The 18,507-nt window shown below is 70.2% G+C and carries 19 protein-coding genes; 1 reads left to right on the plus strand and 18 read right to left on the minus strand.

Features of this window, described 5'->3' with window-relative positions; genetic code table 11:
• Positions 1-2 precede the first annotated feature (2 nt).
• From ACWEKS_RS06595 to ACWEKS_RS06675, 17 genes are all read right to left on the minus strand, one after another.
• Entirely contained in the window at positions 3-1,811 is a 1,809-nt protein-coding gene (locus ACWEKS_RS06595; protein WP_452339153.1) for a BTAD domain-containing putative transcriptional regulator, read from the minus strand.
• A 66-nt stretch (positions 1,812-1,877) separates the two neighbouring features.
• Complete coding sequence (locus ACWEKS_RS06600; protein ID WP_452339154.1) at positions 1,878-2,312, minus strand: DUF1772 domain-containing protein; 435 nt, start codon at positions 2,310-2,312, stop codon at positions 1,878-1,880.
• 193 nt (positions 2,313-2,505) lie between these two features.
• Complete coding sequence (locus ACWEKS_RS06605; protein WP_452339155.1) at positions 2,506-2,913, minus strand: hypothetical protein; 408 nt, start codon at positions 2,911-2,913, stop codon at positions 2,506-2,508.
• Positions 2,903-3,868 (minus strand): NADP-dependent oxidoreductase, encoded by a 966-nt coding sequence (locus tag ACWEKS_RS06610; RefSeq protein ID WP_452339156.1) that lies wholly within the window; start codon positions 3,866-3,868, stop codon positions 2,903-2,905. The genes ACWEKS_RS06605 and ACWEKS_RS06610 overlap by 11 nt, the downstream gene beginning before the upstream one ends.
• A complete protein-coding gene (ubiG, locus tag ACWEKS_RS06615) occupies positions 3,865-4,572 on the minus strand; it encodes a bifunctional 2-polyprenyl-6-hydroxyphenol methylase/3-demethylubiquinol 3-O-methyltransferase UbiG (RefSeq protein ID WP_452339157.1) in 708 nt (235 codons plus the stop codon). Before ubiG ends, ACWEKS_RS06610 begins: the two co-directional genes overlap by 4 nt.
• A gap of 1 nt (position 4,573) precedes the next feature.
• Positions 4,574-5,797 (minus strand): FAD-dependent oxidoreductase, encoded by a 1,224-nt coding sequence (locus ACWEKS_RS06620; RefSeq protein WP_452339158.1) that lies wholly within the window; start codon positions 5,795-5,797, stop codon positions 4,574-4,576.
• On the minus strand, positions 5,794-6,333 hold the full coding sequence (locus ACWEKS_RS06625) for an ester cyclase (RefSeq protein WP_452339159.1): 540 nt from the start codon (positions 6,331-6,333) through the stop codon (positions 5,794-5,796). The genes ACWEKS_RS06620 and ACWEKS_RS06625 overlap by 4 nt, the downstream gene beginning before the upstream one ends.
• Positions 6,320-7,450 (minus strand): 3-oxoacyl-ACP synthase III family protein, encoded by a 1,131-nt coding sequence (locus ACWEKS_RS06630; RefSeq protein ID WP_452339160.1) that lies wholly within the window; start codon positions 7,448-7,450, stop codon positions 6,320-6,322. The genes ACWEKS_RS06625 and ACWEKS_RS06630 overlap by 14 nt, the downstream gene beginning before the upstream one ends.
• A gap of 13 nt (positions 7,451-7,463) precedes the next feature.
• On the minus strand, positions 7,464-9,869 hold the full coding sequence (locus tag ACWEKS_RS06635; RefSeq protein WP_452339161.1) for a beta-ketoacyl synthase N-terminal-like domain-containing protein: 2,406 nt from the start codon (positions 9,867-9,869) through the stop codon (positions 7,464-7,466).
• An 18-nt stretch (positions 9,870-9,887) separates the two neighbouring features.
• Positions 9,888-11,162 (minus strand): beta-ketoacyl-[acyl-carrier-protein] synthase family protein, encoded by a 1,275-nt coding sequence (locus tag ACWEKS_RS06640; RefSeq protein WP_452339162.1) that lies wholly within the window; start codon positions 11,160-11,162, stop codon positions 9,888-9,890.
• Positions 11,159-11,671 (minus strand): 3-hydroxyacyl-ACP dehydratase FabZ family protein, encoded by a 513-nt coding sequence (locus ACWEKS_RS06645; RefSeq protein WP_452339163.1) that lies wholly within the window; start codon positions 11,669-11,671, stop codon positions 11,159-11,161. Before ACWEKS_RS06645 ends, ACWEKS_RS06640 begins: the two co-directional genes overlap by 4 nt.
• Complete coding sequence (locus tag ACWEKS_RS06650) at positions 11,668-12,972, minus strand: beta-ketoacyl-[acyl-carrier-protein] synthase family protein (protein WP_452339164.1); 1,305 nt, start codon at positions 12,970-12,972, stop codon at positions 11,668-11,670. The genes ACWEKS_RS06645 and ACWEKS_RS06650 overlap by 4 nt, the downstream gene beginning before the upstream one ends.
• A complete protein-coding gene (locus ACWEKS_RS06655; protein WP_452339165.1) occupies positions 12,972-13,421 on the minus strand; it encodes a 3-hydroxyacyl-ACP dehydratase FabZ family protein in 450 nt (149 codons plus the stop codon). The genes ACWEKS_RS06650 and ACWEKS_RS06655 overlap by 1 nt, the downstream gene beginning before the upstream one ends.
• Positions 13,422-13,442: 21 nt before the next feature.
• On the minus strand, positions 13,443-14,222 hold the full coding sequence (locus ACWEKS_RS06660; protein WP_452339166.1) for an SDR family NAD(P)-dependent oxidoreductase: 780 nt from the start codon (positions 14,220-14,222) through the stop codon (positions 13,443-13,445).
• Complete coding sequence (locus ACWEKS_RS06665) at positions 14,222-14,647, minus strand: acyl carrier protein (protein ID WP_354840754.1); 426 nt, start codon at positions 14,645-14,647, stop codon at positions 14,222-14,224. The genes ACWEKS_RS06660 and ACWEKS_RS06665 overlap by 1 nt, the downstream gene beginning before the upstream one ends.
• A 100-nt stretch (positions 14,648-14,747) precedes the next feature.
• Positions 14,748-15,680 (minus strand): ACP S-malonyltransferase, encoded by a 933-nt coding sequence (gene fabD, locus ACWEKS_RS06670; protein WP_452339167.1) that lies wholly within the window; start codon positions 15,678-15,680, stop codon positions 14,748-14,750.
• Positions 15,681-15,922: 242 nt separating this feature from the next.
• Complete coding sequence (locus ACWEKS_RS06675) at positions 15,923-16,519, minus strand: TetR/AcrR family transcriptional regulator (RefSeq protein WP_452339168.1); 597 nt, start codon at positions 16,517-16,519, stop codon at positions 15,923-15,925.
• A gap of 141 nt (positions 16,520-16,660) precedes the next feature.
• On the opposite strand from ACWEKS_RS06675, the gene ACWEKS_RS06680 reads away from it, so the two are divergent.
• Positions 16,661-17,644, plus strand: coding sequence for an AfsR/SARP family transcriptional regulator (locus ACWEKS_RS06680; RefSeq protein ID WP_452339169.1), 984 nt, complete (start codon positions 16,661-16,663; stop codon positions 17,642-17,644).
• Positions 17,645-17,651: 7 nt separating this feature from the next.
• Here ACWEKS_RS06680 and ACWEKS_RS06685 read toward each other — a convergent pair whose 3' ends face one another.
• Positions 17,652-18,452: an IclR family transcriptional regulator gene (locus tag ACWEKS_RS06685; RefSeq protein WP_452339170.1), complete on the minus strand. Its 801-nt coding sequence runs from the start codon at positions 18,450-18,452 to the stop codon at positions 17,652-17,654.
• Positions 18,453-18,507 lie beyond the last annotated feature (55 nt).

Genomic DNA, 18,507 nt, shown 5'->3' on the forward strand with positions numbered 1-18,507 from the left:
GATCAGTCTCCGAGGTTCTTGGCGTAGATGCGGTGGATGTCGAGCATTCGGTAGCGGGTGCGGTCGGCCTCGTCGCGACCGACCTCGGACAGCAGGTAGGCATCGACGAGGCGGTCCAGCGCGTCCTCCACCTGATCGACGCGCAGATCGGCCAATGCCGGTGCGGTGAACTCGGCCCCGGCCGGTATCCGGCGACCGAGCTCCCGGAACAATCCGGCGGCGGTGGGGTCGAGCCGGTCGAAGGTGAGATCGAGGCTCGCGCGCATGTCCAGCGCCTGATACGACACCACTTCCAGGCGACGCTGTTCATCGCTGATCCGGGCGAGCATGTGGGCGAAGGTCCAATGGGGCCGCGTCGTCATGCGGCAGGCGACGGCGCGCAAGGCCAGCGGAATGCCGGAGCAGTGGTCGGCGACCGTCCCGGCGTCCTCCCATTCGGGCAGCACGCGGGCGCGCCCGACGGTGGCGACCAGCATCTGCAGTCCCTGGGTGCGCGACAGCTCGTGCAGGACGAAGGTGCGAACGGTGGTGAGCCCCAGGGCGAATCGGCTGGTGATCAGGGCGGTGCCGACCCCGCCCGGGGGCAGCAGCGGGATGACCTGGGATTCGGTGGCGGCATTGTCCAGAATGACGAGCACGCGCCGATGTGCCAGCCGCGCCCGGTACAGATTGACCCGCTCGGCCAGGGACTTCGGCATGGCGTCGGCCGGTATGCCCAGCGCGGTGAGCAGCCGTCCGAGCACCGTCTCCGGGGTGGTGCTCGGCCCCTCGGCCAGGTCGGCGTAGAGCAGTCCTTCGGGAAAGCGGTCGCGCAGGCAGTCCGCCGCCTGCAGGACCAGCGCCGTTTTGCCGACCCCCGCGCCGCCGGTCACCAGCACCGGCCGCGGTGCGGGATCGTCGGTCAGCATGCCGGTGAGCGTCGCCAATTCGGTGTCCCGGCCACTGAATCCGAGCGGAGCCAGCGGCAGCGTATCGGGCGCGACGGCGAGGCCGTGCGGCCGGAGCCCACCGGATTCGGCGCGCACGGTCAGCGGCGGGTAGGCCGGTACGTCCAGCTCGGGCAGGTCGCCGCGCAGGATGCGGCTGTGCAGATCCCGCATCCCCGGACTCGGGTCCGCGCCCAGTTCGTCGGCGATGAGCCGGCGCGCCAGCTCGTACTGCCGCAGCGCCTGGGCGGTCTCGCCATTGAGGAAGTAGGCGCGAATCAGCCGCTCCTGCAGCCCCTCCACCAGCGGATCCTCGAGCAGCGTGGTGTGCAGCCGGTTGATGACCAGCGAATGATTGCCGCGCCGGATCTCCGCGTCGGCCCAGTCCGCGGTCACCTCGTGCTTGAGCCGGTGCAGGGATTCGCTGAGCCGCCGGGCCCATTCGCTGTCCAGACCCGTCATGGCGCTGCCGTTCCACAGGTTCAACCCCGCCGACAGCCGCTCGACCCGATCGGGATCGTCGATGTCGGTAGCGCGGGCCCGGTCGACCAGATCCATGAAGTGCCACAGGTCGACCGATTCCGGTGGGGTGGAGAGCATGTAGCCGCCGGGACCGCGGTGCACCTGGACCGGGTCCGCGCCGGTGCCGGAGGTGGCCTCGGTGAGCAGACCGCGCAGCCGGGCGACGTAGGTGTAGACGGCGTCGCGCGCGGCGGCCGGCGGCGAGTCGCCCCAGACCCGGTCGATCAGGGTGTCGATCGACAGCGGCCGGCCCGAGTCCACCAGCAGCGCGGCCATCAGGCTGCACTGCCGGGGCGGACCCAGGTCCACGATCTTGCCGTGCACGTGTAGCTGCACGGGTCCCAGGAGTTTGAACTGAATCATTGCCACGCCTTCGTTTCCCGCCGTCACGCACGAACGCGCACGCGGGTTGTGGTGCGGCGCACTCGATTACACCGAGAGCGCCGCGAGAAATAGTGCGACCAGGGCGATTCCCTGCAGGATCACGCGGACCACGATGACGCTGTCCCAGGTGCGCTGCATGTCCCGGACATCGACCGGCACCCGGTCGGCCAGCACCGCGGCGGTGAGTTCCTTGTTGACCGGCGCGCTGACCCGCGCGTAGATGCCGAGCCAGATGGCCAGGGCCACCACGGCCGCCGCCGCGAGAATGCCCGCGGCGGCCTTCCCGTCCAGGAAGGCGGCCCCGGCGGCGACGACCGCCGCGACCACGCCGAGGGCGCCGGGAATCGGCATCCGCTTGTCGGCGACCTCGTGAATGCGTCCGGTGGCGGCCGTCAGCGCGCGGTCGTCGATGCGAGCCAGCGCCGAGCGCAGCACCAGGGCGCAGAAAAAATCCGTCCCGTAGACCACAGCCGTCGTCATGATTGAAATTCCGATGGCGGACAGTAAGAAATAATTCATGGGAAGAATCCTCGGCGTAGTTATCGTCGCAAGGTGTCGTGAATAGTATGTTGCACCTTGCGGCACAACAGGTTTCACCGAACTGTGATTGTCACGATGTCCAGTTCCCGCCCGGTGTGGACTGTGATCCGATATAAGCGGAGTTGGTCAGGTATTACTCGCGCAAGGCCGCGGCCACCATAATTCCGCCCGCCAATCCGGCCGCGGTGAGCAACTCCCAGGTATCCGGCGGCCCGGTGAGGCCCAGGCGGGCGCGCTTGTTGAGCGTCACTGTCGCATCCACCAGTTCGAGCGCGACGCCCAGGACGAACCAGTGCCGCACCGGATGTCCGCGCCGCAGCGACCAGAGGGTGCCGAGCCCGATCACCACGTCCCGGGTGCCGAACGCGCGGGTCGGCAGCGAGGAGGCGTCCTCGTCGTACTCGCCGGACCAGGACTTCGCGACGGCCGCGGGCGCGGTGAGCATGCCGGTGCCGATGGCGATGCGGGCCAGTGCCTGGGACCACGCCGCCTGCCGCACCATCGCCTGGGTGCCGCGGGCGAGCATCGAATTACCGTTCATCGTAAGGTCCTTCCTCCGCACAGGCGGCCACGTCCACCGCGACCACCACCTTTCCGCGGGCATGCCCGCCCTGACTGAGCAAGTGCGCCTGCGCGGCATCGGGCAGCGGGTAGACCGCGCCGACCGGCACCCGGAACACGCCCTTGCCCGCGAGCGCGGCCACCACCGGCAGGTCCCCGGTGTCGGGTCGCGTGAACACGTACGCGCCGCCGAGTTCCCGGGCCTTGGGATCGACCACCGAGGCGAACCGGCCGTGCGGCGCGAGCAGCGGCAGCACCGTGCGCTGAATGCGCTTGCCGACCGCGTCGAGCAGTACATCGACCCCGGCCGGCGCGAGTGCTCGTACCGAATCAGCCAGTCCCACAGCGTAATTCACCGGTTCCGCGCCCAATTCGCGCAGGAAGGCGTGATTGCGGTCGCTGGCCGTGCCGATCACCCGCGCGCCCAGGTGCACCGCCAGCTGCACCGCGACACTGCCCACGCCGCCCGCCGCGCCGTGCACCAGCACCGTCTCGCCGCGTCGCACATCCAGCACCCGCACCAGTGCCTGGTAGGAGGTGAGCGCGGCCAGCGGCATGGCGGCAGCCTCGGCCCAGCCCAGATTCGGCGGCTTGAGCGCGAGTGCTCGCACCGGGGCGGGCATGACCTCGGCGAAGGCGCCCCGGCTCAGATAGTCCTCGCGGACACAGCCGACGACCTCGTCGCCCACGGCGAATTCGGTGACGCCGATGCCGATTTCGCGTACCACCCCGGATACGTCGGCACCGGGGACGATGGGGAACACGGTGTCGGCGAAGGGATCCAGATAGCCCTCGCGCGCCTTCCAGTCGATCGGGTTGACCGAGGCCGCCTTGACGTCGAGCAGCACCCCGTCGAGCGCCATCTTGGGCACCGGCAGTTCACCGTATTCGAGGACCGACGCGTCGCCGTAGCGCCGGTAGAAGACCGCCTTCACGACCGCACCGCCGCGCCGATGTAGGTGGAGGACAGGTCCGGGGTGGTGAACATGAGCAGGTTGCCGTCGCGCCGCTTGCCGAGAATGGTCAGCCCGCGCTGCTTCGCCAGCGGTGTCAGGCCCGCCGCGTCGAGGTGGCGGCGCAGCTCCGCGGGCTTGATGAACTGGTGGTGATGGTGGGTGCCGCGAGCCACCATGCCGGTGAGGTACTCGGGGATCCAGATCATGACGATCCGGGCCATGAGCGTGCGATTGATGGTGTCGTAGCAGAAGATTCCGCCGGGGCGCAGCACGCGGGCGATCTCACGGACCGCCAGCGCCGGATCGTCGACGTGCTCGAGCACGTCCACGCAGGTGACGACGTCGAAGGCGGCGTCGGGGTACGGCAGCTTCTCGGCCCGCCCGACCGCGTACTCGATGGCCTTGCCGGTCGCCTCGGCGTGCGCGCGGGCCGCGGCGACCAGGCGCGCGGACGGGTCCATCCCGCTGACCACGGCCCCGCGCCCGGCGAGGAACTCGGTGGTGAAACCACCGCCGCAGCCGACGTCGAGAACCTTCTTGCCCGACCAGTCCTTCACGAATCGGTCGAAGTACTCGAAGCGCGGGCGCTGGAAGGAGGTGAGGCCTCTCATGGCGGAATCGTCGTCCCACCAGGATTCGGCGAAGTCGCCGAAGAAGTCGCTCTCCGTTTGGGATTGCTTCATGTCATGCTCCGTCTGTCTGAAAACTCTTGTCCGGCAGGGGTGTCGCTGGTGTTCGCCAGCGGGTGGCGTAGGCGATCTGGTCGCGCTCGGCGATCCGGAACACCAGCCGCGGCCACACCGCGTGCATGCCGAGTTCCCGCAGCCGAATGAGCAGGGGGTGCTCCAGCGCGCCCAGCCGGCCGATGCGGTGGGCGACCTGCTGCAGACCGGCCGTGCGGGCGCGGCGCTGTTTCTCATAGCGGCGCAACGCGTTCACGGGATCGGTGGTGTCCAGTTCCTCGGCGAGCACCAGCGCGTCCTCCAGCGCCTGGCACGCGCCCTGGCCGATATTGAAGGTGATCGGGTGGGCGGCGTCGCCGAGCAGGCTGACCCGGCCGGACCCCCAGCGCCGGTCCGGCGGGCGGTCGAGGACATCGCTGCGGATGATGGCCTCCGGCGGCGTGGCTTCCAGGATGTCCGCGATCGGCGGCATCCAGCCGCGATGGCGCTCGAGCAGCATCGCCCGGACGTCGCCCGTATCGCGGCCGCCGGGTGCGCCGTTGGCGACGCTCATCCAGTGCACGACGCCGGGTGCGACGTCGTAGAAGGTGAAGCGGGTACCGGGACCGAACAGGGCGTAGAAGGTGCCCGGCGGGATCTTCTGGTGTCGCAGTTCGGCTTTGCCGCGCCAGGCGATGTAGCCGGTGTATCGCGGCGGGCGCTCGCCGAGCAGTCCGGGGCGCACCGCGCCGTTGATGCCGTCCGCGCCGATGAGGACGTCGCCGCGCACCCGCTCACCGTCGGACAGTGCCACGGTGACGCCGGCGTCGTCCTGCTCGAAGCCGGTAACTCCGGCGCCCGTGCGGATCTCGGTGCCGGCCGGATACGCCGACACCGCCGCGCTGAGCACCCGATGCAGCACCGAGCGTTCGACCGCGATGGTCGGAGCGCCGTACCGGCCGACGAAGTCGCCGACCGGCCACGCGCCGAAAAGCTCACCGCGCCAGGTGCCGAAGTGGGTGATGTGCTGGATCGGCGCGGTTTCCAGCACCTCGTCGAGTACGCCCAGCCGTTGCAGCGCGATGGTGCCGTTGGTCCAGATGTGCAGTCCGGCACCGCCATCGCGCAGTTCGGTGGCCCGCTCGAACACCCGCACGCGAATGCCGCGCTCCCGCAGGGCGAGTGCGGCGGCCAGGCCGCCGATGCCGCCGCCGGAGATGAGGACGGTGAGCGGTTGGGCCGTCACGGCTGTTCCGTCGCGGTCAGCGCGGTGGCGGCCGCCGCCAGATCCGCGAGATCCATCCCGCCGCCGCGGCGGCGGCCCTTGCGGGCCAACGCGCCGGACATCAGCCAGCCCAGGCCCAGCGCCTCCAGCATGGAGGACTCGACGCCGATGCCCCAGCGCTCGGCGATCAGGCCGTTCGCCAGCCGCCACACCACGACACCGTGGAATTCGATCCGTTCCCCCGTGGGGTCCATCCCCAGGAATTCACCGGTGAAGGTGCCGCGCCAGGTGTTGTGGATGACCACATAGTCGGCGTACGCGCTGAGCGCTTCGATGGTGACGTGCAGGTCCGGAAAGCCCTGGCGCAGACCGGCGATGGTGTACTTGACGCCCTCGGTGCCCTCCGGTGCGCCGGGCAGGGGCTGGTGATCGACCATGTCCGGCGCGTAGATCTCGTCGACCACGGAGAAGTCGCCCGCATTGACGAACTCGTCGAACACCCGCCGGATGATGCGGGCATTGTCCTCGGCGGTGAAAACCGGCTCAGGCGTGGACATTCGCGGTCTCCTCACCGGGCGCGGGCGCTTCCCAGCGCAGCGACAGGCCGGCATACAGGTAACGGCTGGCCTCCACGGCCAGCAGCAGGACCCGGTCGCCCGGCCGGACGCGGCCCTGTACCCAGCCCTCGTCGAGGGCCAGCGGCACGGCGGCGGAACCGGTCGCGCCGACGGTGGCGAGGTTCTCCACGATGTTCTTCGCCAGCACCGCCTGGTCCTCGGGAGAGACTCCGGCGGCATCGAATTCGGCGGTGAAGTAGTCGGCATTGCCCTCGGGCAGCACGCAGGCGTCGATCTCGGCCACCGTGAGCCCGGTGCGGGTCAGCATGTCGCGCATGCCCGCCACGAAGACCTTCGGCCCGAAGGTGGCGGTCCCGGAGACATCGAGTTTCATCTCCACCAGGCGCTTGCGTTTGGCCTGATCGGCCACGGGCTCGTGGGTGCCGCCGCCCACGATCTGCATGCCGGGCTTGCGGTCGCCGCCCAAACAGGCGGTGGCGAACTGGAATTCGCCGTTCGGGTCGGCGCTGCCCGGTTCCCCGGCGCGCAGCACGACCGCCCCGGCCCCGTCGCCGAAGGAGTTGATCACCAGCCGGTCACGCATGCGCACCGACTCCGGGTCCATGCCCAGGTACATCGGGGCCAGCAGCGGGGAGATCGCCTCCGCGCCGATCACCACGGCGGTGCGGTAGGTGCCGTCCGCGAGCATGCGCCGCGCGTAGTCCAGGCCCTGCACGAAACCCGTACAGGCGGCCCGGAATTCGATGGACGCGCAGTGCGCCAGGCCCAATTGCTCCTGGACATAGGTTACCGCCGCCGGCAGCTGGTATTCGGGGCTGGCCGAGGACACCACCAGCAGGTCCACCTCCGCCGGATCGATATCCGCGCGGGCGAGGGCGCGTCGTGCGGCGGTGGCGGCCATGGTGTTGGTGCCGGTGCCGTGCTTGCCGGTGGTGGGATCGATCATCCAATGCCGTTGGCGTACTTGGATATTGTCGAGTACCTCGGCGGGCAGGGTGCCGCACAGGCGCTCCAGGGTGGCATTGTCGATCGGGTCGCCGGGCAGGAACGAGCCCGTGGCCAGGATCGAGACGTGACGTGGTTCGGGATTCGGCATGTGGTGTCTCCGTTCACGAGTGGATGACCGCGGCGGGATGCCGCAGCACGAAACTGGTGTGGGTGCCGCCCAGCGAGGAGCCGTTGACCAGCACCGGGCCGTGGTCGCCGCCGCGCTGCCAGGCGGTGATGGCCAGCGCGGCGGCCAGTTGCGCGCCCGCGCCGATGGGATCGCCCAGGACCCGCTTCGGTTCGGGCCGGGCGCAATTCGCGCTGAGACCGAGCCGGTCGATGGCACGCCGCTCCGGGCCGTCCACCACGGGCAGGCCCGCCGCGGCGGTCCAGACGGCGGAGAGATCGGCGGGGGATACCCCGGCCGCGGCCAGGGCGTCGCGCATGGCCCGTTCCATCCCGCGCCCGCGCGGATCCCACCGGGCGATGCCCAGGGCATCGGAGGTGGTCGCGTACCCGGCGAGCACCGCGATCGGGGTGGCGCCCCGCTGCCGCGCCGCCGAGGCCCGCTCCAGCAGCAGGGTGACGCTGCCCTCGGCGAGCCGGAAGCCCCGGCCGTGCCGGCCGGTGAAAAGCCCCGCGCCCCGGTACGCGTCGAGGGCGTAGGGGGACAGCTCGTCCGCGCCCGTGCACAGCACGGCGTCCGCGCGTCCGGCGCGCAGCAGGTCGAACGCGGTCCCGAGGGCGGCGGCCCCGGCGGCGTGGCCCGAGGTCAGGGTGGAGGTCGGGCCCTTGGCCCCCAGGGCCATGGCCACCTGCCCGGCGGCGGCATTGAAGACGGTATTGGGGAAGATGGCGGGGCTGCCCTGGGCGGGTCCGCCGAGCACGGTCGGTTCGAAGAATCGGGAAATGCTGCTCATCGGCCCGATGCCGGTGCCGACGACCACACCCACGCCCTCGTGGGCGGTGAGTCCGGCCGCGGCGAGCGCCTGCTGACTGGTCGCGACCGCCAGCTGCCCGAGGCGGTCCATGCGCCGGCGGGCCTTGGCCGGTATGTCGGCACCCGGGTCGGTGCCGACGCGGACGAGCCGTAATCCCTGGTGCGCCTCCGTAGGCACGGTGTCACCGGTCCAGGCGTCCCAGAGTTGATCGACATCGGATGCCCCGCCGATCAGCACGCCGATCCCGGTGACGACGACCTCGTCGGCGGCGACGGGGTCGAGATCGGTGCGGGCGGTACCGGGCCGGCCGTACACCACACAGGCATTGGCTCCGGCGAACGCGAAGTTGTTCGACGCCGCGACCCGCATGGGCAGCGCCCGCGCCTCGGGTGCCGGGTCCAGGCCGCAGGCCGGGTCCGTCTCGGCGAAACCGGCTGTCGGCGGGACCATTTCATCGCGCAGCCCGAGGATGGTCACGATGGCCTCGACCGCCCCGGCCGCACCCAGCAGATGGCCGATCATGGACTTGGTGCTGCTGAGCACCACCGTCGACGCGGCCTCGCCCAGTGCGGCCCGCACCGCATTGCTCTCCGCCGCATCATTTTTCGGCGTGCCGGTGCCGTGGCCGTTGATGTAGGGCACGTCCTCGGGCGCGAGACCGGCGGTGTCGATGGCCGCGCGAATCGCCCGGGCCGCGCCCGCGCCCTGCGGATGCGGGGCCGTGGCGTGGTAGCCGTCGGCCGACATGCCGTAGCCGAGCACCTCGGCGATGATCGGCGCACCGGCCGCCAGCGCCACCTCGGCGGCCGCCAGCACCATCATGCCCGCGCCCGCGCCGAGCGAAAGCCCGTCGCGATCACGGGAATACGGCCGGGCCGGGCGCGTGGACAGCGATTCGACGCTGGTGAATCCGTAGTAGGCCATCTCGGTGAGCGCGTCGCTGCCGCCCACCAGCATGGCGTCGGCCCGGCCCGCGCGGATCTGTTCGACCGCGTGCGCCAGCGCGTGAGCGCTGGACGCGCACGCGGTATTCACCGACAGCACAGGACCTTTCAGCCCGAACGCCGCGCTGAGCGCCTCCGCGCAGAACTGTGGCGGCACCAGCAGCAGATGCCGGTCGTCACCGAGACCGAGCCCGTCCGCGTCGACGGACCGGCCGGCGGCGACCGCGCGGCGCACCGCCTTCTCGGCACTGCGGATTCCGCTGTTGCAGCTGCCGAACGCCACCCCCCACCGGTGCGCGGGCAGGGCGTCCGGTCGTGGTGGCGCGCCGTCCTCGAGCACGCCCAGACCCGCGCCCGCCATGGCCTCCTCCGCCGCGATGAGCGCGTAGTCGACGGCGGGTTCCGGGTCGGTGAGACCCAGCGGCGTGAGGTAGTCGTATTTGGGGCGCGGCGGGTCGAGGATCTCGCCGCCGATGGCCCCGGCGAGTCCGGGCACCGCGAGCTCGCGCAGCGGCCGGATGGCCACCTCGCCGCCGCGCACCCGCTGCCACAGTTCCTCCGCGCCGACGCCGTGCGCGGTGATCGCGCCGAGCGAGGTGATCACGATGCGCCGGTGCGGCGCGGGATGAGGGGTTTCGTGCATGGCCGAAGTTCCTGTCGGTCAGTTCGATGCGGTGAGGGTGAGCGCCACGGCCTGGCCCTCCAAGCCACGGGCCAGGGCCAGCGCGACCCGCGGATTCGCCTGGCGCGCGGCGCCGGACACGATGTCGAGATCGCAGCCGGGCGCGGGTGTTTCGTGGTTGCCGGTGGCGGGCACGACGCCGGAGTCCAGGGCCAGTCCCGCGAGTGCGGCATTGAGCGCACCGGCTCCGCCCACCAGGTGACCGGTCTGTGGTTTGACGCTGGTCACCGCGGCGCCGTGGGCTTCGGGACCGAGGGCGGTGCGCAGGGCGCGCACCTCACTGGTATCGCCGAGCGCGGTGGCGCAGCCGTGGGAGAACACGGCGTCCACCGCCGGCGCTCCGGCGTCGGACAGGGCCGCCGAGATGGCGCGGGCCAGTCCCCGTCCGTCCCGGTCGGAGGCGGGTACGCGCACACAGTCGTTGCCGATGCCGTAGCCCGCGAGCTCGGCATAACAGCGCGCGCCGCGTCGCAGTGCCCGATCACGCTCTTCGAGGATCAGGATCGCCGCGCCGTCACCGATGACCGAACCGCTGTGCTCCCTATCGAAGGGGCGAAAAGCCGTGTCGCCCAGGTCGTTGCGCGGCGAGAGCACCCCGAGCCCGTCCAGTTTGGCCATGGCCCACCAGTTGGTGGCGTCGTCGTACCCGCCCGCCACCGCGATATCGGCCTCGCCCCGGCGGATCGCCCGCATGGCCCGCCCGATCGCGGTCGCCCCGGAATCCGCCGCGCCCGCATAGAAGGCATTGGGTCCGCGCAGGCCGAACAGCGACGAGATGTGGTAGGTCCCGCCGTTCTGCAAACCCTCCACGTACGCCAGGGGCGGCACGATCGAGCGGGCCAGCTCCCCGAGCCGCCGCATGTCCGGTCCGCCGTCCGCGCCGCGGATGGCCTCCATATCGGCGATCGAGTCGTCGCGCTGGCAGATGTCCTTGTTCCCACCGAGATACAGGCCGGTGCGGTGGCCGAGGTCGCGATCCTCGAGTCCCGCGTCCCGCAGCGCGAGGGTGGCCGCCGCGACGCCGTACTGGTCGCCGCGGGTGGAGGTGCGCATGGAGCGCAGCGACAGGAACCGGCTGGGGTCGAAGTCGGGGATCTCCGCGCCGAGCCGGGTGCGCAGCGGCGACGGATCGTAGGCGCACAGGGGGCCGATGGCGGTGCGCCCGGCCACGATCGCCGACCAGGTGTCGTCCGCTCCTTCGCCGAGCGCCGTGACCAGACCGATCCCGGTGATCACGACGCGCCGCGCGTTCACGACTTCGCCTCGGCGGTACGCCCGTTCGCGGTGCTCCCATTCGCTTCCGCGGTGCTCCCATTCGCTTCCGCGACGGGCCCGCGGACCAGGCGCAGGGTGCGGACGGCCGCGACGGTGGCCTCGCCCACGCGAGCGGTGGCCTTCCACCGCGATTCGGCGGGATCCGGGCCGGCACCGGCCGTTTCGACGGTGATGCGCACCTGGTCACCGGGCGTCACGAAGCGCCGGAAGCGCAGCCCCTCCGCGGCCCGCAGCCGCAGCAGCGGATCGCCGGCCGCGAGCACGGCCAGCGCGATCATGCTCTCGGTCAGCAGCACGCCGGGCAGGATGGGCCGGCGCGGGAAATGGGTGTCGAAGAACGGCAGGGTGCCGGTCACGTTCAGCAGGGCCTCGGCGCGAATTCCGGGACTCACCTCCAGGATTCGATCGAATCCCGGGGTGCCGATACCCGCGGCCGGGACTTCGGCGGGCGTCGGGAGTGCGGTGGGCACGGTGTAGGACGCGGTCATGGCAGCTCCTGGGGTGTGCCCACCACGAGGCAGGTATTGGAACCGCCGAACGCGAGGGCATTGATCATGGCCGCGCGCACCGGCATGGAGCGCGCGCGATGGGGGACGTAGTCGAGATCCAGTGCCCGGTCCGGGGTATCCAGATTCAGGGTGGGCGGCACCACCGAATCCCGGAGCGCGCCCAGCGCCGCCAGCAGATTGAGCGCCGCGGCGGCGGCGGTGAGATGCCCGGTCATGGATTTGGGGGAGGACACCACCAGCCGGTGCGCGTCGTCGCCGAAGACCTTCTTGATCGCCCGGGTCTCGGAGACGTCATTGCCCGGCGTGCTGGTGCCGTGCGCGGCGATGTAGTCGATATCGGCTGTGCCCAAGCCGGATTCGCCGAGCGCGGACTCCATGGCCTCGATCGCGCCCGAGCCGTCCGGTGGCGAGTCGGTGATGCGCCAGGCGTTCATGGTGGACCCGTACCCGAGCAACTCGCCCAGGATCGGGGCACCGCGATCCAGCGCGGACTCGAGATCCTCCAGGACGAAGGCCACGGCGCCCTCGCCGATGACGAACCCGCTGCGGTCGGCGTCGAAGGGCCGGGACGCCTTGGCGGGATTGTCGTTGTAGCGGTCGGTCATCGCGCCCAGCAGACCGAATCCGAGAATGTCGGCCCAGGTGGTGAGCGAGTCGTAACCGCCCGCCACCATCATGCGGGCATCGCCCTCCTGGATCAGCCGGAATGCCTCGCCGAGGGCGTGCCCGGAGCCGGCGCAGGCGGTGTGGATGCCCACCATGGGCCCGGTCGCGCCGATCAGCCGCACCATGGCATTGAGCGCCAGGTTCTGATTCCCGGTCAGGGTCGCCGACGGCGAGGGCCGCACGAAGGCGTCGGATTGCCCGGTGCGAGAACGCAATTCGGATACCTTCAGCACCAGGTTCAGATCCGGGCGGCCCACGCTCGCGCCCATGGCGACACCGCGATCCGACGGCGCGTAGCGGGTCTCGGTGAGCGGGTCCAGACCCGCCGACCGCAGGGCCTCGCCGGTCGCGGCGAGCCCGAACAACCCCGGTCGTGACACCCAGCGCCGGTCGGCGGCTGCCGGGACAGCGGTGGCCGGATCGAAGGAGTCGGGCACCAGCCCGGCGATCCGGACCGGGAAGGTGGTGCAGTCGAAGGTGGTCAATGTCCCGATGGCATTGCGGCCCGCCACCATTCCGGCCCAGGTGGTCGGCGCGTCGACGCCCAGGGGGGTGACCGCTCCCACGCCCGTCACGGCCACCCGCCGCAGTCCCGCCGCGTTCGTGGCACTCATCAGACCAGCTCCTCGCCGAGCAGCTGGCGCGCCATCCGTTCGGTGTCGACCGGATCGTCGAGCCGATCGGCCTCGATGAGGGCGCACATGATGTTGCGGGCGAACATGATTCGCTCGCCGTCCACCTCGATCCAGCCGTCCACCACCGCCGCCTCCGGCGTCGCGTGCACCACCTGTGCGGTCATGCGCAGCACGTCACCGGGCACCGCGTCGCGGTACACGGTCACCTCGCCCACGGTGAGCAGCGCGGCCCGGCGGGTGTGCGCCGAACTCAGCAGTACCAGCCAGGCGCCGGCCTGGCACAGCGCCTCCAGCGCCAGGCCGAAGGGCAGCACCGGGCCGGCGGCGGAGGGCTGCCAGACGTTCTCGTAGACCGAGGTGAGTTTGCGAGCGGTGATGTGCTGCAACGGTTCCCAGGACTCGATGCGGTCGATGAGATGAAATCGCATGGCAGTCACTCCTTTTCCGATTCAGCGGGAGACCAGGCGGCCATTGCTGAGCTGCACCGCCAGTCCGCCGTCCACGCGCAGCAATTCGCCGGTGACGTAGTCGGCGGCCGGACTCGCAAGAAAGGCCACCGCCTCGGCGACCTGCTCGACGGTCCCGTACCGGCGCATGGGGACATGGGTGCGCCCGCGTCCGCCGTCGCGCTGCAGCAGATCGCCGATCAGATCGGTCGGGATCACCCCGCCCAGAACGGCATTCACCCGGACCCCGAACCGGGCCATCTCCACCGCGCAGGCCAGCGTGAAGGCGTTCATCGCGCCCTTGGAGGTGGAGTAGTTGGACTGCCCGGTGAGCCCCTTCTCGCCCATGATCGACGACACGTTCACGATCGAGCCCTCGCCCTGGGCCATAAGGTGCCCGGCCGCGGCATGGGTGCAGTTGAACGCGCCACCCAGGTTCACCCGGATGACCTCCCACCACACCTCGGGATCCATGTCGTGCAGCAGGCCGTCGCGGGTGATGCCCGCGTTGTTGACCAGAATGTGCAAGCCGCCCAACTGTTCTCGCGTCTGCTCCACCAGATCGCGGGCCGCGCCGCCGTCCGCGACATCGGCCCCGATGGCGACCGCCCGCCCGCCGGAGCCCTCGATCTCGGCGACCACCTCGAGGGCCTCGTCCTTGTGGGAGCGGTAGTTGACGGCCACGGCCGCGCCGCGACCGGCCAGGGTCAGGGCCACGGCCCGCCCGATGCCCCGGGACGCGCCGGTGACCAGCGCGACCCGGCCGGCGAAGTCGCCGGACATCAGGCGACAGCCTCGGCGTCGGCCGGACCGGCGGCGGCGCGCTGGGCGACCAGGTCCACCAGATTGCGCACGGTGACCAGGCCGAGCACCTGCTCACCGCGCAGCGGGCCGTTCAGCTTGGTCCGATCGAACTGCGGCAGCACCTTTTCCAGGTGTGCGAGGCCGATGTCGGAGACGATCTCGTTCTCGTCACCGAACTCGTCGTCGGGGATGCCGCCCTGCAGCAGCTCCTGGACATCGGCGACGGCGATCTTCACGCCGGTGTCGCGGTGGATGCGGAACAGGATGTCGAGCAGGTCGATGGATTCCGCGCCCAGCTCGTCGATGAGGGTGGCGTCGAGGGTCACCTCGGACTGGTCGATGCCCAGGGCGTCGGCGATCGCGTCGATGACGGCGGGAGCGAAATCGGTGCTGGTTTCGGGCATGGTTATCTCTTCCTTCGTGGTGGGGACACCGTTGGGTCCCCTGGGGCGCGGGACGCCACAGGGGTGGGGATCGGCCGGGAAATCGGTCGGATTCGGCGGATCAGGCGTAGGCGGCGATGGCCGCGGCGATGCGGCGGGCGTCCTGGGTGCTGCGCACGGTGGCCGCGTTCAGCATGCGGTTGGCGAGCCCGGACAGCACGCGTCCGGGACCGATCTCGAGGTAGTCGGTGCAGCCGAGATCGGCGGCGGTGCCGATCACCTCGATCCAGCGGACGGGAGCGGTGAGCTGCCGGCGTAGTAGGTCGCGGGCGTCATTGCCACTCGAAATCGGCTGCGCGGTAACGGAACTGATGACATCGATGGCGGGGTCGCGGAATTCGGTGCGATGCAGGTCGGCCGCGAACCGCTCCTCCAGCGCGGCCATGAGCGAGCAATGGAACGGCGCTGCGACCCGCAGCGCGACCAAGGAGCCCGCGCCTTCCTCGCGCAGTAACTCCACGGCGGCGTCCACCGCCTCCGCCGTGCCGGAGATGACCGACTGATCGGGGGCGTTGTAGTTGGCGAGTTCGACCACGCCGGCCACTCCCGCGCAGATCTCCTCGATCCGCGCCGCGGGCACCCCGGACACGGCCGTCATGGCGCCCGGTATCGCCGCGGCGATTTCCGCCATCAGCTCGCCCCGGCGCCGCACCAGGGTCAGCGCGTCGGCGAGGTCCAGCACCCCGGCCGCGACCAGCGCGGTGAACTCGCCGAGGCTGTGCCCGGTCACCATGTCGGGGGAGAAGCCCGCGGCGCGCAGCACCTCGAAGATTGCGAAGGAGGTGGCCAGGATCGCGGGTTGCGCGATCTCGGTGGCCCGCAACTGTTCCGCGTCACCCTCGGTGCACAGCTTGCCCAGGGGCAGGCCCAGCACCTCGTCGGCGCGCTCGAATACCACCCCCGCCGTGCCGGGGTGTTCCCGGATCAGGTGGGCGGCCATGCCCTCGCGCTGGGAACCCTGGCCGGGAAACATGGCGATCACACTGGCGTTCATGTTGTCTTCCGAATCCTGCTGGTAGCCACGGCTACTGCGAGACAAATCCCGAACGTCGCTGTTCTCGCCCCGAGTATGTGAATCCCGGCTCGAGCAGTCCTCGAGGAAAACCAAACACGCAGTAACTATCTGAGCGACGCCCGCTTTTCGGCCGGCCGCTGCTCGTGCGGTAACTGGACATGGCGCGACGCTAACCAGGGGCGGTTAGGACCGGGTTAGGAGTCAGCGGGCGTGATCGGGGCTCAGCCGCAGTGGCTTTCGAGATAGAGCCGCAGTACCAGCCGGCCCTGGCTGACCACCCACTCGTTGCGGGGAGCGTCCCGGTAGGCGTGTTCGATGGTGCCCTCGGCGATCGCGATCGCGACCCCGAACACCCGGGGGTCGGTGTGTGCGGGCATCACCCCGGATTTCAGCAGCAGGTGGCCGAACGAGTGCGCGCAACGGCGCTGATGGACGTGGACCACGTCGCTGTCGCCGTAGGCGAAATAGAGCGCGACGAATGCGAGATGCCGCAGGAAGTGGGTGCGATGCACGGCGGCGAACAGGTCGATCGCGTGCGGGATGCTGTCCGCGCGAAGCGTTTCGATCTCCGCCGCGACCCGCCGGTCGATCCGGTCCAGGTCGCGGTCGAGTAGCTGGCGGAACACCGCCTCCCGATTGGCGAAGAACTGGTAGAGCGTCGCGATCGGCACGCCGGCGCGCTCGGCGATCACGCGGGTCGTCACGGCGTCCACGCCGTGCTCGTCCACGAGTTCCCGCGCCGCGTCCAGGATGCGCTCGACACGTTCCCTGCTGCGCGACTGCACAGGTGCGCGTCGTAGGCGCCCCAGCTCGGACACGCGACCATGATCGCAGACGACTCGGCGCGGCCGCAAAACATGAGCGGAACATGACTTTTCGTCCGATCAGCCAGGTAGCGGCGTGAAGGAAACATTACTGTTTCGTGGGTCGCGCGAAGAAGTCTCGCGGATGGGGCCAATTTGCGAAACATCCACTTGCGCAGGCAAGTTGGCCGTGCGAACATTGCCGCCAGCGGAAATGGGATGCGAGATGGATTGTGGCGAAATAGATTTGAATATTTCTGCGGTTCGCCCATGACGCAAGGAGTTTCATTGAGAGCATCTGGTGAACGGGTGATCCATGTCAAACTGATGGGCGAGTTCGCTATTTCGGTCTCCGGTGCGGATTGTGTCCGGTGGCGTGCGAGCAAGGCTCGATCACTGTTCGGAGTGCTGCTCGTGAACCGCAACAGCGTCGTGGGCAAGGATCGGCTACGAGAGTTGTTGTGGCCGGACATCGATGGGCCCAGTACGTCGTTGAAGGTTACGGTGCACGCCCTGCGCAGAACGTTGGATACCCACTTCGGAACCGAACGGCGCGACCTGCAGATCGAGTTCCGGGATTTCGGCTACATCATGGACGTGAGTGACGATGTGATCGTCGATTGCCAGGAATTCGAGCGGTATACGGCGGCCGCGCGTGAGGCCGCCGCGCGGGGCCTGCGGGAGGAAGCGCTGGACCTGTATCGACGGGCCGCCGCACTCTACTCGGGCGAGTTTCTCGACGGCGAATCCGACAGTTGGGTGATCGAACACCGGCACTGGCTGCGTTCGATGATCCTGAGCGCGTTGCACACGCTGGCCGAATACGCGCTCGAGGCAGGAGAACTCGCCGACGCCGCCGACGCGTGCCGCCGCACGCTGGCCATCGATACGGCGAACGAGGCGGCTTTTCGCCGGCTGATGACGATCCACGCCCGGCGCGGGGAGCTGCAGCAGGCGGAACAGTGGTACGCGCTGTGTGCGCAACGTCTGCGGGAGCAGTTCGAAATCGATCCCAATCAGGACACGCGATCGCTGCGGCATCGCCTGCTCGGCAGCGAATTCCTGGAGGGTTCCCGCCCGGTCGGTGCGGGCCGCCGGGCTCGCGACGGCGTCTCGAATCGCCTGGGCTCGATCGCCTGACCGCGGATCAGCTGCCGGGGAGCGCGGTGGGCGTGCGCAACAGCCGGGCCCGCCGGGTGAGGGTGAGGCCGATTCCCTCGGCGGCCGCGCGGACCGATGCCGCGTGGGCATCCGGATGGAACCGGTGGGACGGGCCCGCCACACTGATCGCCGCCACCACTTGGTCCGCGTCGCGGATCGGCGCGGACACGCACACCAGGCCGGGGGCCGACTCCTCGAATTCGAAGGCCACGCCGTCGGCCGCGATCCGATCGAGCTGTTTGCGCAGTGTGCCCGGCTGGACCAGCGTCCGCGGAGTGTAGCGACGCAGCGGCCCTGCCAGTACCTGATCCCGGAGCGCCGCATCGGCATTGGCCAGCAACACCTTGCCGATGGCGGTGCAGTGCACCGGCATGCGGCCTCCGATCCGGGACGGAGCGCTGGCCTGCCGGCGTCCGCCGATCTTCGTCAGGTACACGACATCCGTGCCGTCGAGGACGCCCAGATGCACGGTCTCGTGAATGCGCGCGTTCAGCTCCTCGAGGAAGGGAATCGCCACCTCGAGCAAACTCCGCTCGACCGACGCGCGCATTCCCAGCTCGAACAGATGCCCGCCGAGCCGATATCCGGCCTCGGTCCGGTCCAGGAGCCGCACCGTCACCATGTCCGACAGCACGCGGTGCAGGGTGCCTTTCGGAATGCGGGTCCGCCGCGCGAGTTCGGCGAGGCTCAACGGGGAGTCGTCGATCGCGAACGCCTCGAGGACCGCCATGGTCTTGCCCAGAACGGTCGAACCGTCCACCACTCGACCGGCAACTGCAGATGACATCGTCGACCTCCAACCCTGCGGGCCCAGCCCACTCTATCCGGCGCGCGTTCGGCTC

This window comes from Nocardia sp. NPDC004711 (assembly GCF_053601595.1).

Excerpts from the sequence above, each read along its gene's own strand:
- ACWEKS_RS06595 (WP_452339153.1), bottom strand. The coding sequence starts at position 1,811 with ATGATTCAGTTCAAACTCCTGGGACCCGTGCAGCTACACGTGCACGGC.
- ACWEKS_RS06600 (WP_452339154.1), bottom strand. The coding sequence starts at position 2,312 with ATGACGACGGCTGTGGTCTACGGGACGGATTTTTTCTGCGCCCTGGTG.
- ACWEKS_RS06605 (WP_452339155.1), bottom strand. The coding sequence starts at position 2,913 with ATGAACGGTAATTCGATGCTCGCCCGCGGCACCCAGGCGATGGTGCGG.
- ubiG (WP_452339157.1), bottom strand. The coding sequence starts at position 4,572 with ATGAAGCAATCCCAAACGGAGAGCGACTTCTTCGGCGACTTCGCCGAA.
- ACWEKS_RS06625 (WP_452339159.1), bottom strand. The coding sequence starts at position 6,333 with ATGTCCACGCCTGAGCCGGTTTTCACCGCCGAGGACAATGCCCGCATC.
- ACWEKS_RS06630 (WP_452339160.1), bottom strand. The coding sequence starts at position 7,450 with ATGCCGAATCCCGAACCACGTCACGTCTCGATCCTGGCCACGGGCTCG.
- ACWEKS_RS06635 (WP_452339161.1), bottom strand. The coding sequence starts at position 9,869 with ATGCACGAAACCCCTCATCCCGCGCCGCACCGGCGCATCGTGATCACC.
- ACWEKS_RS06645 (WP_452339163.1), bottom strand. The coding sequence starts at position 11,671 with ATGACCGCGTCCTACACCGTGCCCACCGCACTCCCGACGCCCGCCGAA.
- ACWEKS_RS06650 (WP_452339164.1), bottom strand. The coding sequence starts at position 12,972 with ATGAGTGCCACGAACGCGGCGGGACTGCGGCGGGTGGCCGTGACGGGC.
- ACWEKS_RS06655 (WP_452339165.1), bottom strand. The coding sequence starts at position 13,421 with ATGCGATTTCATCTCATCGACCGCATCGAGTCCTGGGAACCGTTGCAG.
- ACWEKS_RS06660 (WP_452339166.1), bottom strand. The coding sequence starts at position 14,222 with ATGTCCGGCGACTTCGCCGGCCGGGTCGCGCTGGTCACCGGCGCGTCC.
- ACWEKS_RS06665 (WP_354840754.1), bottom strand. The coding sequence starts at position 14,647 with ATGCCCGAAACCAGCACCGATTTCGCTCCCGCCGTCATCGACGCGATC.
- fabD (WP_452339167.1), bottom strand. The coding sequence starts at position 15,680 with ATGAACGCCAGTGTGATCGCCATGTTTCCCGGCCAGGGTTCCCAGCGC.
- ACWEKS_RS06685 (WP_452339170.1), bottom strand. The coding sequence starts at position 18,452 with ATGTCATCTGCAGTTGCCGGTCGAGTGGTGGACGGTTCGACCGTTCTG.